Raw genomic sequence first — 14597 nt, 5'->3', positions numbered from 1 at the left:
ATAGGTTTTATTAATAATCATCAGGCGAGCGCTATTGATTAGATTTTTAAAATAGACAATAAATAATCCCAGAACGTTATCTGAGAGTATGTTTATCAGTTAACAGTAAACAGTAAACATAATTGGGTTTAGGGGGAACCACTAAGGGGGTGCTCACTTCCAACTGAAAACTAATAACCCAAAGCCGATTAGCCGCAGGCGCTATCTGGCGGGTTTAAATCCCTCACTTGTTTACTGTTCACTGTTTACTGATTTAAGAAATATCAGCAACTCCAAGAGAATATACCATTTGTCAGATGGCAGAAGATGTTAAACCATCAAGGACGAACACAATTTGTTTTCGAGTTCAATTTCGCGTTCTTGGGTGGCAACAATAGCCTGAGTGATGACGCATTGAGTGTCAAAACCAACTGCATGTAACTGCAACCACTGTTGGGCTTCATTACCTTCGCGGAGGATTTTGTTTATGGGGGAAAGGAAACAGCTAAAGTTATTTTGTTTAGCGATCGCCCAAACCTCCTGATAGATTTCAGCAATCCAATCTCTAGCTAGAATGCTTCTACCATCTTGCCAATGTGTGAGATGGGCATCAAGACTAGACATAGCAGCAGCAGTTTCGTTGTTAGTAGCCAGGGTAATCAATTCTTCGGGAGAGAAGCTACTTTGGGTTAATGGGTCAATGCTGGGATTTTCGATTATTTGTAATAAACGCGCTTCTAATAAGGCACAAATCGCCAGTAAGGCAATTGGATCTGTGACTAAATCGCAAATCCGCAGTTCTAGGCGATTGAGATCGTAGGGGCGGCGATCGCCATTTGGTCGCACTGATGTCCATAGATGGCGCACGTTTTGCATTGTACCGACAGCCAGTTGATGTTCTACCCATTGAATATGATCGGCGTGGCTGGTAAATAACGGTACATGGGTGGGTGTTTGCGGGAAGACGCCCCAACGGGTGGAGTGATAGCCAGTAGCTTTGCCATCAAGGAAGGGAGATGAGGCACTGAGGGCAAGAAATAGAGGTGCTTCTGTGCGGATCACCCGACACGCCCGCATTAATACTTCAGGGTCACTGATGCCTATATTGATGTGTACGCTGGCGGTGACTACTTTCGTGCCGTAAGTATTCTCGATGTAGTCGTGATAGGAATTATTTGGATCGGAACGCAAAAAGCGATCGCTACCACCCAAAGACAGGGTACTCCCCGGTATCAAGGTGTAATCGCCCAAGCGGTTGAGGTAATTTCGTAGCTCCCGCCGAGGACGCAGCAAGGCACACAACAGATTCTCATAATTATGGGATGGTTGAGTTATGTATTCCACATTGCGGCTATCTGGCTCACGCACAAATCCATCCAAATCTGCGACAATTTTGTCGGAGAGACCAACGATTTCACCTTGAGGTGTGCCAGTGTACATCTCAATCTCAAAGCCTTTCGATAAGACCACTTTAAATTACTCCTTTGGCTCTCCCAGCTTATAAATTGTATCAAATTAAACGAATCTCTGCATATACATCTAAGTGAATAAGAACATTAAAAATCAGTTAAGCAAGAAGTTATAAAAATAGTTTTGATTTTCTCTCCAAGGAATGATGAATACTAACAAAAGAAAGAAATCTACTTTATCATCTATAATTTATAATTCTTAACTGTGTACTAATCCCTTATGCAAAATTGATTTAGCTCTTTGCTTTTTTCTTTGTTTTCTTGTCTACTGGTCTTCCCTTTACACTTCCTAAACTAGTTTCATTTTCCTGCTTAAGAATCAACTCACGTTCAGAATTGATAGTTTCGTCTGACAATTCACACAAGGACTGCAAGGATACTTTACCTTCAGATAGTAATACTTCCAGCCAGTTTGATTCAGTCTCTAAAATTTGCTTGCCATCTCTTAGTTGGACGCTCAACTTATCTTCAAGTGCATTAAATATTACGAAAAGCGATATAATTTTTCCAATTTTTTTAGTTGCAGATATTACTTTGCAGGAAACAACTATTTTCCCATCCTGTGGCACATGAAGTGCTAAATCCGAAGCTTGGATACTGTGCAGTAGTTCCTCAAGCGATAAAGAAGAAAGATCAGGAATCAGATTATCAATAGTTACAAAATTGGCTAAATCAGGTAGTTTTACTAGTTCCTCGTTTAAAGCTTCAGATTGAAAGGTAACTTTTCCACTTAAAGGATCTGAAATAGCATAAATCTGTACAGAGTATGGGGGCTGTGGTACAGACCTTTTCTCATAAAATGAACGCCCTTCAGGAGTAACTGTAATTGGCGATGTTGCTGATAGAGTTTGTAACGTCTGAAGAGTTGCAGTAGTACTGCGGACAAATACAGGATCAAGACCAAGTATAGATGCTAATTCATCCTCTGTTGGAGGAGGATCGAATTCAATACCTGCACGAATAATAAATTCTTCTAATACGTTAAATTCACGGGGTTCTTTAATAATTACTTCTACAAAATTCTGATACAAGCTATAGCGTAATTGACGCGCTGCTAGAACCGATAGACCATGATTTTGCGCTTCAATTTCGTCCACAAAATTCTTGAGTTTGCCATCTATTGGTTTAGCAGAAGAAGCGAGAACCATTAACGAAACCTCCATAAAGACTTACAATATTTGAAACTTCAGAGTACATACCTCCTATTTTGCCTGATTGATTGGTAAATAAATCGTGATAACCTACAATTATCAGGAGTTCTTGAGCGCGAGAAAAAGCAACATTAACCCGCTCTGGTTTTTTAGCAAATCCTACATCTCCTTTACTATTGTTACGAACCATACTGACAATTACAACAGGCCGTTCCATACCTTGAAATCTGTCAACCGTCCCTGTACGAATTTCCAAAGAAGGGAAAAGTTCAGATTGCAGGCGTTCATCAATTTTTCTGAGTTGAGCGCCATAAAATGTAATCACGGCAATTTCTTTTTTTGGTTCACCATTAGCTACTTTAGAAATCCAAGTATTCTCAAACTGTTGACACAGATGTTCAATCACATCAATTTCCCGAATATTAGAAAAAGAAGTTCCTTCACGTTGTTCTTGAAACTCTTTTTCTCCAGGCATTTTTACCCAAATAATATGGTGATCTTGTTGAATTATTGTGCCTGCCAAATTATGTGCGCGTTTTGTGTCAGGCTCTAAAATGCCACATTCTAATTTACCGTCATAAAACTGATTGATTGCTCCCATAATAAATGGGTGCATTCGATATTGTGTATTAAGCATCTGCTTGATGGTTTGATCAGCAGCTTCAAATTGACTTTTGAAAAGTGATTCTTCTAGAAATTTTAGTTCTTCTATTGGACTGCCAATTGCTTGAGCAACTTCTTCTAAAGTGCTAGTATTTAGCATTGGTGGTAATTGTCGATGATCACCTACCATTACTAACTTTTTAGCTTTCAAAGCTGGGATTAGTAACTCTGGTGGAGTACACTTACTTACTTCATCAATTATGGCGACATCAAAGTATTTGAATTCTTCCGAAAAATCTCGACCTGCTGCTTGAACACAGGTAATACCGACGACATTGGCATTATCTAAATATATGCGCCTTAAATCGTTGCGATCGCGTTCAGTTGGGTTTCTTAATTTTCCAATCCAATCTTGCACAAAGTGTTGATATCGATTCAGATGATTTTCGTCTTTAGTAAGTTGTTGTTGCCAATATTTAAACTGAGCTTTGATAGTACGTAAAAAATCTACATTAAACAAATCTGTAATAGAAGTATCTGGTTTAAATTTATCAGGTATTGCTTGCCATGTTATCTGCCACCAGTTCCTTTCTGCTAGTAATTTTTCTGATAGCTGTGGCTCTGTTTCTTCTAATTCACGTAATTTTATTTGCAATCTTTCGAGGTGCTGCATATAAATTGTAGTTTCTTCTTTTAGCTGTGAGAGATGCTTATACATAGAGTTTTTAATCATCTCCAATACAGCAAAAGGCTCTGATAATGAAATCAACATTTCAAGCTGACTTATAGTACTTTCCCAAGAATGTATTTGCGTTGAGAACTTTTGAGGCTGCTGCCAAATATTTGATTGCGTGGTGAGATATTGTTCAGCTAGAGTACGTAATTGAGCGGGTACATTTTGTTGTTGGGTAAGTTCTTGCAAAATATTGATTACTTGCTCAAGTTTTAAATTAGCATCTTGTGTAGCTGTTTCTAGCTGAGATTGAATAGTAGAGATTTGCTGTTGATTGATTGTATTTTGTTGAATTTCTTGTAATTGTTTTTGGATAATTTGAAGTTGTTGTTCGGTTTCAGTTTTGACTTGTAATACACATTTTCGGGCATTTATGAGGATGATATCTAGTAATTCTTGGGTAATCCGGGTAAGAGTAGAGTCGATGTTATTCCATTCCCATGATGCGCCATAATTCTGTTGCATTCTAATTAAGAAAAACTGAGTATTCTCAACTAGTAATTTTCGCTGCTTTTGGGTGAGTAGTTGATAATTATTAAACTGTTGGTAAGTCTCTTGCCATTGAGTGCGATCGCTCTTTGATAGCACTATTGGAATTTGACTTAAATTTTGCTGTAAAAAATAACTAAAGTTATACTGCTTGCCCCGTCTGTCAGTGAAACCTCCCTCTACCTCATAAGACATTGCCTTTGTTAGTAGCTCCCAATCTGGTAGGTTAAGTTGATATCTTGGTACAATTTGTAATTTTAATGTATTAGCAAACATCAACAAACCTAGTGGTAAATCCACCAAATTATCTATTAATGGGAGATGAGATTGTTGACAATTTTTTAATACTTGATATAAATGAGAATCTGCTGTAGACTTCCATTCTTTAACTGCTGTGATAATATAGTCTATTTCTCGTTTGCGATTTTGCCAAATTTGGAGTGTTTGCTGTAAAGTTTGTTGCTTATTAAGTAATTGCTGATCATCTATTTTTAACTGATTCAGATTAGTAGAATTCTGTTTGATGACTTGTGCTAACGCTGCAACCTCCAACATAGCCGCAGTTGCATTCTGAGCATAACCGAGTGCTGTTTGAAATTCAGAAACTTCAGTCGCTACAGTTTCACGTAACCAAACTGCCAATCCAAATGCACCACGCGCAGGGCGAATAAAACCAAGTTCATCGGTATATTTGATGGCTTGGCGAACATTTGTCAAAAAGTCTTTTACTAAACTGTTGCCTTCTGTGTATGGTTGAAGACGGGGCAAAAAAATTGTAACTTCTGGAGCTTCCCAATCTATATTTTGTACGGTATCTAGTAAATTCTCTAAGCCAATAATTAGAGATTCAACCTCACTTTTTTGAACTTTAGTTTCCTTATAGGCTATTTCTTGTTTTTTATAATCTGCCTCTAAGTTTGTCTTGCTCTGATTGAATTCATCTTGTTTTTTATTAAATTCTTTCTCTACTTTGAGGTATGCTGTGAAACGTTGTGATGATGTCAGCAATTGACGGAAATTTTCTATATTATCGAGCCGTTTGGTAATATTATTTTCGCAGTCAGTAGCGGTATTTTGCAGCCATCTGCCAATTACTTGGTCTTCTAAAAATGGTTGTCCTTCCTCCCCAACTTTCTCAGCTCGTCCCTTTCGTAAAGCCCGAATTACTGGGTTGTGAACTAATCGACTCAGGGCGTTATCAACTGCTAGGTTAGCTTGAGAAGCAATTAGAGTGCGACCACCCCGGAGAGCAACTTGATAGCAAATCTCGGCAATCACGGTGGTTTTGCCTGTACCTGGTGGCCCTTGAATGAGAACAAGATCTTTAGCAGAAAGCACCGTTTCTACTGCTGCTTTCTGACCGGGATTAGCAGAGGATAATAACAAATCTTGTGGTTGAAGTTCGATAGTTTTTTGAATAGGTCTTGCTTGGGAAGCGTCGAATAAGAAGTTGCCTAAATATGGATTTTGGGTGTAACCATTATTCAAGTCGTCTAAGGCTTTTTTCTTACGCTGAATCTGTTTAATATCACCAACAGCCTCGAAACATAAAAATCCGGTGTTTGGTAACTGATAGCGTTCTGCTGCTATATATTCAGCTAAGTCGCGTTCTAGCCTCACGCTAATGATGCAACGTTTGGGATCAACTTCTTCAATAGACCCTAGCTGACGGCTATTTTGCCAGTTCTTTCCGGTGGGAGCAGTCTCAAAAAGCTTAATTTCTTCGTTTTTGGCGCGTTTTACTCGTTCCCAAAAGTTTTCTAAATCCAAGGGATTTTCATTAGAACCGTCAAGGGTGGCTGAAGCTATATCAATTTCAAAACTGATTCGTCTTTTGAAGCTATAGTTATGACCTAGATAACGCACACAAAATTGACGAGCTTTAGCAATTTTTTCCTCAATTTGCAAAAACGCTTTCCAAGCTTTTAGCTGATCTTCTGTAGGTACATGATCACCACAAACTGGCGTGGCTGCCATGCGTTTTAATGTTGTTTGGGGAATGCTGAGATGACGTTGATGACTAAATAGTAAACGCAAGCAGCAAGGCACAGCATAACTATCAGCGTTTCCTCGTGAGGTTTGTAGCAACTGAGCAGAGAATATTTTTAAACCGCCGTATCCATCTTTTTGTACCGCTGCTCTAAATCCTAATGTTTTGCCCAGCTTCTTAAGTCTTGCAGGTAATTGAAAATCGTCTTGATCTGTCGCTATTGTCAAATCCCAAATTTCTTCTTTTGGCTCTTTCCCAGCGCCCTTGCGACGCACATAGAAGAGGCAAGGCTTACCAAAACATTCCAACATTAACTCGTTGGCGCGATCGCGCCGCTGCCAAAACTCAGGGTATGATTCTAGGACAGTTTCACCTTCTAGATTGCGGATTAACCGATCAACTGTAGAACCTACTAACACATAGCCCCAATCTTCTGAGTCTGTACGCGTTCTGTTATTTCTTCTCTGCACTCTCAGCGCCTCTGTGGTTCGTTAAAGCATTTTCGTTACTGCTGCGACTGTATGTCTGATTGTGGGCGTAATTACGTACTAAATGACTATAGTTTGTACTGCCGATAAACTTCACTAGCGGCGCGATGCACTAGAGAGTGCCGCCAGACGAGAGACTTCATATCATCGGCATAGCCACCGCCAATTACGCAAGCTACAGGATAGCCACTACTCATACAAGTACTTAAAACCTGCATTTCTCGCCGGAAAATGCCAGCATCAGTTAAAGCTAATTTTCCCAGGCGATCGCCTATATGTGGATCAACTCCAGCATCATAAAATATTATATCTGGCTTGATTTCTGACAATAAGTCTGGTAAATAATTTGCCAAAGTTTGCAAATAGGCATCATCCTCCATTCCCACTGGCAAAGGAACATCCAAATCGCTTTTTTGTTTAGTACCAGGGAAATTGACTTCGCAGTGCATGGAGAAAGTAAAAACACTCTCGTCATCTTGGAAAATAAAAGCAGTGCCGTCACCTTGATGAACATCCAAGTCCACAATCAGGATTTTTTGGACAAGTTCGAGTTTTTGTAAAACGCGGCAGGCGATCGCTAAATCATTGAAAATACAAAAACCAGACCCATAACTAGGAAAGGCATGATGAGTACCACCAGCAGTATTGCAAGCTAAACCCTGACTTAGTGCCAGTCTGGCAGTGAGTATTGTACCACCAACCGCTATACAGGTACGATTCACCAGTGCTGGACTCCAAGGCAAGCCGATACGTCGCTGTGCTTTGGGATCTAGGGTTCCCTCACAGTAGGCTTGAACGTAGCTTGGGGTGTGGACTAACTCTATCAACTCTTGCGGTGGACGTTCGGGGGTATGAAATTGTTCTTGATGAGCTACCCCGTCAGCTAACAGCAATTCATAGAGTTGTCGGAACTTAGACATCGGAAAGCGATGCCCTTCAGGCAGTGGAGCAATGTAATCTGGATGGTAAATAATTGGCAAGTCCATGTTATTAATTTTTAATCATAATCTGAAGCCAAATGCGCTTAGAGATTTTCCGGTAATCAATAACAAGGCTGTGCCTACGACATGAGATTCACCCAAGAGTTGTTTAAACTGGAACCAAATAGGATGCACTCAATACTCAGCACTTATGAAAATTGTCTGGCAACAGGGTAGCGGCAATCCAGAAAATCCCAATAACTTAGCTACTATCCGCCAATGGTGGACAAACCTCAATGGCAAAGAAATTACCTGGAAACAACGAATAATTCCCCAAAGTGGTGAAGTCGATCAACTGGATTGGGAAGCAAAGCGGTTTGATGAAGTCTTTGCAATCGCTCAGCCAGAAATTCGTGGTATTACTCTTTATTGGCATAAACCTGATTCGTCTCAAGAACGCAACACCACACCAAGCCAACTTATACTTGATAGTCTCCGCCAATATTTATACATTTTCCCCCATTCCCAAAAAGAACTTGTGATTCGCGTCGGTTTGCAATCTATTTCCTATGAGACAATTTCCATCACAAATCCCCAGTACTCATACAATCCATCCGGTGACAACTATATTCTTACTTTACGGGATACGATGCAACAGCTAGAAGTGGAAGTTACCCTAAGTCCAGAAAATCTCAAACAGTTAATCCGGCAATTAACAAGGTAAAATTTAGCCATAATCACATCAAAAAGCTGATTTTCTGAATATCAAACCTCAAAAGTAAAATTTATATGATGCAATGGATTGCGCCGATTGCATTTATTCTAGCTGGTTTATTAGCTGGAATAATTGGCGAAAAAGTTATCTTCAAGAAATTACAAAATTTTGTTGCTAAGAAAAGAATTGCTGGGGGTGAAATTATATTTCATTCCTTGCATCGCATGACTTTTATTTGGTTTGTGCTTGGCGGTTTTTTTTGGGCCATTTTGAGTTCTCCGCTGAAGCCAGATATTGCGATCGTAATGCAAAAGATTCTGACGATCGCATTACTATATTCAGTGACGTTATTCTTTGCAAGATTGACTGCTGGTTTTGTTAATTTATTTATTCGCAGAGCAGAAGGGGTTCCCACATCACTAATTTCTAATCTTGCTAAGATTGTTGTTTTAATTTTGGGAACATTAATTTTATTGCAAACTGTGGGCGTTCAAATTACGCCAATAGTCACAACTTTAGGTATTGGTGGTCTAGCAGTTGGTTTAGCGCTTCAAGATACACTAGCAAATTTGTTTTCTGGTTTTTACTTAATTATTTCTAAACAAGTTAGAACTGGAGATTATGTAAAATTAGATGGTGGTCATGAAGGTTATGTAACAGACATAACATGGCGGAATACAACAATCAAAGAAATTTCAAATAACGTGATCATAGTCCCAAATTCTAAACTAGCTTCAGCGATTTTCACAAATTACCATTTACCAGTCAAAGAAATTACTTTAACAATGGATGTAGGCGTCAGTTATGATAGCGACTTGGAACAAGTTGAAAGAGTAACTGTAGAAGTTGCCAAAGAGGTTATGCAAGAAATTGCACCCGAATTAATGATAAACGAACCGCATATTAGATTTCACACTTTTGGTGATTTTAGTATAGATTTTAGGATTTATATGCGGGTAAATGAATACTTCGACCAGCGTATTGGTAAACATATCTTTATTAAAAAGTTACATAGACGCTATCAGCAAGAAGGAATTCAAATTCCCTTCCCGGTTAGAGATATTTATATGCAAGACAATATGAATAAAAATCAAATTTGAAATGGAAATAAAACTTTAGTATATTGCTATAAAATTTGACTAATTGATTTAGTATCCACACTCCTAAATTAGGAGAATATTATGTGTACTTGGAATGCAAAGGATTACCACAAAAACTCTACCAATCAACAGAGTTGGGCGCAGGATTTAATAGCTAACCTGAAATTAAATAAAAATGAAATAATTTTAGATATTGGCTGTGGGGATGGAAAAATTACTGCTTTTATTGCCAACTTAGTTCCAAATGGTTTGGTTATTGGTATTGATAGTTCTAAAGATATGATTAACTTTGCTCAGCAAAATTTTCCCCCTAGTGATTTTCCTAATTTAACTTTTCAACACAAAGATGCAAGAGAGCTGGATTTTAAAAACGAATTTGATATTATTGTTTCTTTTGCCTGTCTTCATTGGATTACAGATCATCTTCCAATTTTAGAAGGTATTAAAAGAAGCCTAAAGCCAACTAGCCAAGCCATACTTCAGTTTGGCGGGAAAAATCATGCCGCACCGATTAATGATGCTACAACCAAAGTAATTTATAATCAGAAATGGAGTAATTATTTTCAAGACTTCACTTTTAAAACTCGCTTTTATAGCGATGATGAATATCAAGATTTACTCAAACGCGTTGGTTTAAAAGCAAAACGTGTAGAGCTAGTCCAAAAAGATATGATTTTTGAAGGAAAAGAAGGATTAAAGGGATCAATTAGAACAATCGGAAAATCTAATTTTCTTTGGAGAATACCGGAAAATTTACATGAAGAAATTATTGACGAGATAACCGACATCTACCTTGAAAATTACCCATTAGATAGTGAGAATCTTGCTCATGTTTCTATGGTCATATTGGAAGTTGAAGCTACCAAAATGGTCTAAAATTCAGGTTGCTAATGCTCGCTTTTCTAATGGTAGCTCTATGCGATCGCCTGGTGTCGGTTCCATTACTTTGGTCGAAATATTGTTTTTCTCTAGTAACGTACGAAGTTCCTCAGCACTTCCCTTCGTCTGAACAAGTTTCATCAGCAATCCCTCAAAAATTACATCTCCACCAGCCGCAGTAGGTAGAATTATTTGAGGTTGTAATGATTTTGCCAGTTCTAAAATACTATTCTTTCCTTGAATAATCGGCCCAAGTAAAGGCAGAGTCATATCAACAAACGGCGTAATCACCACATCTACTGGTGCAGCTTGCTTAACTTGTGGGGAATGATAGCCGTGAGGTTCGTAGTAGACTGTTAAACCACTCTCCAACTCTTTGAGCAGATAGCCATTTTCCACTAAAGTGGGGCCAATGGGAGAACCAGGAGTAGCCTTGATTTCAAGCTCATCTAAAGTGAAAGTTTCACCATGAGCCAGAGTCGTTACCTGGGTGTAACCTAATTGCTTCACTACCTTAGCAGCGCTGGGAGAAGCTATAACCTTGATGGTGCGATCAAGCTGCTTGAGTGTTGGAGGGTGAGTATGATCTTCCAAACCTTGAGACAGCAGAATCAGATCAATATTCTCTGGTATTGGGCGTTCTTGAGGTCGAGAGCCTTTAAATAGCCAATCTAAATTGCTGAAAATTAACGAACCAACCAGCCAAGGATCAATTAGTATCCGTTTCCCACCGATTTCAAGTAGCCAAGAGTTGCTGTCTAGCCAAGTTAAGTACATAACTTTTGTGAAGATAACGCCTATCTTCATTATCAACCGTGTCAGCTTTCTGGTGTTGCATATTTGCGGGATGATTTATCGGGCTACGCCCCGCCTTGCTAACACGCAGAGGAGCAATGCTGTAGAGACGTTGCAATGCAACGTCTCTACCAAAGGGTTTGTTGCAATCATTAATTGAATCGGTATCAGATGTTATTTATTAGGAGCAGCGTACGACACTCTGTAAATGACACCGTTAGTATCATCCGTGAACAATAGCGAACCGTCGGGTACTACCGCAAGACCTACAGGTCGGCCAAACTGTGCCGTTGCTTGAGGGTTCAAAAATCCTGTGATGAAATCCTCAAATGCCGCTGGTTTGCCATTTTGATAACGTATCCGCACTATCTTATAACCTGCGGGAGGTTTGCGATTCCACGAGCCGCGCATAGTTACAAAAGCGTCGTTACGGTATTGTTGAGGAAATTGAGATGCAGTATAAAAAACAAAATCCAATGGCGCACTGTGTGCTGTATAAGTTAGCGCTGGTGGTTGGGTTTTAGCGCAGTATTCTTCCTTAGTTTTACCTTGTGGGTCTGATGATAAATATACATCTGGACGGCGATCGCCCCAACAAAATGGCCAACCGTAATCTGCACCCTGTACAATTCGATTCAATTCTTCTGGTGGTTGATCATTACCGCGCCAGTCCGAACCATGATCTAAACCCCACAATTCCTTAGTTTGGGGATGCCAAGCAAAACCTATAGTATTGCGTAAACCCTGAGCATAAATCGTCCGCTTACTACCGTCAGGTTGTGCCCGTAGTAGGGTGGCGCTTTCGTCATTTGTCTCGTCACAGGCATTGCAAGTACTACCCACACTGATATAAAGCATCCCATCAGGGCCAAAGGCGATCGTCCGATTTGGGTGTTGTCCTGCATCAGGTAAGTTATCAATCAAAACCTGTGGTTTGCCTAGATTACCGTCTTTTCCTATGTCTGCGGCGTATAGTTGTCTGTCTGTGACAAAATAAAGACGATTTTGACGAATTGTAATGCCGTTGACATACTTATGACCTGATGCAACGGTCTGTATGTTATCAACACGTCCATCATTATTGCGATCGCGCAGTGCCAATATATCACCTTGTTCGCGGCGAGTAACGTAGACAGTACCATCACCACCAACTGCCAACTTTCGAGGGTTGCCCAAGTCTTTAGCAAACACGCTAATGCGAAATCCCGCAGGCATTTTAAGTTGTTGTAAGAGTGATTCTTTAAATTCCAATTGCTCAGGCGTCGCAAGATAGCCTTCAACGCGTTCTATTCTTTGTTGCTGCGGTTTTTGGGCGCTACTAGGAAAGGTCATACTCACTAACAAAGCACAACCAATGAATAAGCTTCTTGCTTTCACGGCATCTTTCCTTTAATTCTTGATATGAGAAGACTGGGCAGAATTACAATACCTGAGAAATGTAAATGCTTAGAGACAATACTCTTTGTGTTAGTTTTACAGTTTGTTTTGCCAGTATACCGCAATATAAATTAATACATTTAACTAGTATTCACATCCTACTAATGGAATATATCTATCTACTAAAAAGTGAAAAAACGTACTTTTTTACCAAAGTGAGTACTACTATAGATAGACTTCTGATTTAAACTAAGTTGGGAAAAATGTTGTTATAAGTAAAACAATAAATGTCTATATTTTCGGCAAATTTGCTGTATACTTACACGGCGATTTTTAGTTTTATCGTAGTTTTTGCAAATTCTGTGTTGGCGTCAGAGGCTCAACAAGATAGAACATTTACGCAACTAGAGCTTGAGGAGCAAACAGAAATTCCAACTACCTCTGTTTCTGAACTTTCAGATGTACAATCTACCGATTGGGCATTTCAAGAGTTGCAATCCTTGGTTCAACGGTATGGTTGTACTGCTGGATATCCTAAAAATGCCTATGCAACTCACTATCGGTTCACGCGTTACGAGTTTGCTACTGCACTGAACGCTTGTTTAGACGAAGTTAATCAACTAATAGAAAATCAAGCTACTCTACTTACTTCTATTGAACTTTCTACTATCCGACGTTTAAAAGACGAATTTGCTGTTGAATTAATTACTCTACAAAATCGGTTAGATAATTTAGAAGCGCAAAGTGCAGAAATAACAGCGAATCAATTTTCAACTACAACTCAATTAAATGTTTCTGTGGTTCTTGCTGCTAGTGATGCAATAGGGGATAGTGCTGATAACAACCCAAATACCACAATTGATTCTAATTTAGCATTTAACTACCGTGCTCGAATTAATTTACTTACTAGCTTTACAGGCAGAGATAGACTAATAGTACGTTTACAAGCTTCAAATAGAGTACCAAATTTCAATGGTGTTACTGGTACAAATATGACGCGACAATCATTTGAAGTTGGAAATACAGATAATAATCTTGCTCTCAACTTACTCGAATATCGGTTTCCCGCAGGCGAAAACTTTCAAGTTTATCTTTACGCTAACGCTGCCTCGCATCATTATTACGCCACAGTAATTAATCCATATTTTGCTAGTTTTGGAGGTGCAAAAGGTTCTCCTTCACGCTTTTTAGAACGTAATCCCATATACCGCATTGGGAATACTACAGGTAGTGGTTTGGCAGCTGTTTATAAACCTAATGAATCTCTCAGATTAGATTTAGGTTATCTAGCACAAAATGCCAACATTGCTACTGGTGCTGCTGGTTTATTTAACGGTACTTATAGTGGATTGGTACAGCTTTCCTATAAACCATTTTCAAACGCTGAACTGGGATTGTTGTATGTACGCAACTATTCTGATAACGGTGATTTAGCGCATCGAACAGGTAGTACTTTCTCCAATCTCCCTTTTGGCTTAGGTGTGCCGCTCGTTTCTAATTCTTATGCTATTAGCGGTTTGTGGAAGATATTTCCTCAGCTGGCTGTGAGCGGGTGGTTTGGATATACTAATGCTGAACGAGTGGACGGTGTGCAGGGTAATGCTGATATTATCAACTACGCTGTGAATTTTGCTTTTCCTGATTTATTTAAGAAAAGTGCTATTGGCGGCTTAGGTTTTGGCATGCCACCAAAAGTCATTCATAATGCGATCGCAGCACGAGAAGACACAGGAACGGGATTACATTTTGAAGCTTTTTATGAGTATCCCTTAAATAACAATATTAAGCTAATACCAGGTGCAATTTTTATTGCAAATTCTAATCATAACGATGCGAATGGTGATATTTTTGTTGGTACAATGAGGATGGTACTGAGTTTCTAATAAAAGTTTATACTAATTTTTGAGTT

The 14597-nt window shown here is 39.2% G+C and carries 10 protein-coding genes; 4 read left to right on the top strand and 6 right to left on the bottom strand.

The features are described from left to right. Positions 1–309: 309 nt before the first annotated feature. The 4 genes from gshA to FNW02_RS11120 form a co-directional block, all read right to left on the bottom strand. Positions 310–1449: a glutamate--cysteine ligase gene (gene gshA / locus FNW02_RS11135; RefSeq protein WP_191757603.1), complete on the bottom strand. Its 1140-nt coding sequence runs from the start codon at positions 1447–1449 to the stop codon at positions 310–312. 232 nt (positions 1450–1681) lie between these two features. Then, positions 1682–2596, bottom strand: a complete 915-nt coding sequence (locus FNW02_RS11130; protein WP_191757602.1) for a hypothetical protein — start codon at positions 2594–2596, stop codon at positions 1682–1684. Beyond that, complete coding sequence (locus FNW02_RS11125) at positions 2574–6884, bottom strand: AAA domain-containing protein (RefSeq protein ID WP_348535390.1); 4311 nt, start codon at positions 6882–6884, stop codon at positions 2574–2576. The genes FNW02_RS11130 and FNW02_RS11125 overlap by 23 nt, the downstream gene beginning before the upstream one ends. 86 nt (positions 6885–6970) lie before the next feature. Beyond that, positions 6971–7888 carry a histone deacetylase family protein gene (locus tag FNW02_RS11120; protein WP_191757601.1) on the bottom strand — a complete coding sequence of 306 codons (918 nt, stop codon included), beginning with the start codon at positions 7886–7888 and terminating at the stop codon, positions 6971–6973. 145 nt (positions 7889–8033) lie between these two features. Here FNW02_RS11120 and FNW02_RS11115 point away from each other — a divergent pair, with 145 nt between their 5' ends. The 3 genes from FNW02_RS11115 to FNW02_RS11105 all read left to right on the top strand — a co-directional run bounded on the left by FNW02_RS11115 (position 8034) and on the right by FNW02_RS11105 (position 10513). After that, positions 8034–8546 (top strand): hypothetical protein, encoded by a 513-nt coding sequence (locus FNW02_RS11115; protein ID WP_191757600.1) that lies wholly within the window; start codon positions 8034–8036, stop codon positions 8544–8546. Between the two features lie 65 nt (positions 8547–8611). Next, positions 8612–9637, top strand: a complete 1026-nt coding sequence (locus FNW02_RS11110; RefSeq protein WP_191757599.1) for a mechanosensitive ion channel family protein — start codon at positions 8612–8614, stop codon at positions 9635–9637. 81 nt (positions 9638–9718) lie between these two features. Continuing rightward, positions 9719–10513 carry a class I SAM-dependent methyltransferase gene (locus FNW02_RS11105; protein WP_191757598.1) on the top strand — a complete coding sequence of 265 codons (795 nt, stop codon included), beginning with the start codon at positions 9719–9721 and terminating at the stop codon, positions 10511–10513. Between the two features lie 3 nt (positions 10514–10516). On the opposite strand, the gene FNW02_RS11100 is transcribed toward FNW02_RS11105, so the two are convergent. Together FNW02_RS11100 and FNW02_RS11095 are read right to left on the bottom strand one after the other, a co-directional pair. Beyond that, positions 10517–11293, bottom strand: a complete 777-nt coding sequence (locus tag FNW02_RS11100; RefSeq protein WP_191757597.1) for an MBL fold metallo-hydrolase — start codon at positions 11291–11293, stop codon at positions 10517–10519. Positions 11294–11485: 192 nt separating this feature from the next. After that, entirely contained in the window at positions 11486–12688 is a 1203-nt protein-coding gene (locus tag FNW02_RS11095) for a PQQ-dependent sugar dehydrogenase (protein WP_348535389.1), read from the bottom strand. Positions 12689–12975: 287 nt separating this feature from the next. Here FNW02_RS11095 and FNW02_RS11090 point away from each other — a divergent pair, with 287 nt between their 5' ends. Beyond that, positions 12976–14571, top strand: coding sequence for an iron uptake porin (locus tag FNW02_RS11090; protein WP_191757596.1), 1596 nt, complete (start codon positions 12976–12978; stop codon positions 14569–14571). The last annotated feature ends 26 nt before the right edge of the window (positions 14572–14597 follow it).

It is taken from the genome of Komarekiella delphini-convector SJRDD-AB1 (assembly GCF_014831675.1).
Lineage (GTDB): Bacteria > Cyanobacteriota > Cyanobacteriia > Cyanobacteriales > Nostocaceae > Komarekiella.
Note: the sequence above shows the minus strand (reverse complement) of the source record. Positions and strands in the feature narration are given on the sequence as shown.

Coding starts and splice junctions, on each gene's coding strand:
- FNW02_RS11130 (WP_191757602.1), bottom strand. CDS start 2,596: ATGGTTCTCGCTTCTTCTGCTAAACCAATAGATGGCAAACTCAAGAAT.
- FNW02_RS11120 (WP_191757601.1), bottom strand. CDS start 7,888: ATGGACTTGCCAATTATTTACCATCCAGATTACATTGCTCCACTGCCT.
- FNW02_RS11115 (WP_191757600.1), top strand. CDS start 8,034: ATGAAAATTGTCTGGCAACAGGGTAGCGGCAATCCAGAAAATCCCAAT.
- FNW02_RS11110 (WP_191757599.1), top strand. CDS start 8,612: ATGATGCAATGGATTGCGCCGATTGCATTTATTCTAGCTGGTTTATTA.
- FNW02_RS11105 (WP_191757598.1), top strand. CDS start 9,719: ATGTGTACTTGGAATGCAAAGGATTACCACAAAAACTCTACCAATCAA.
- FNW02_RS11100 (WP_191757597.1), bottom strand. CDS start 11,293: ATGTACTTAACTTGGCTAGACAGCAACTCTTGGCTACTTGAAATCGGT.
- FNW02_RS11090 (WP_191757596.1), top strand. CDS start 12,976: ATGTCTATATTTTCGGCAAATTTGCTGTATACTTACACGGCGATTTTT.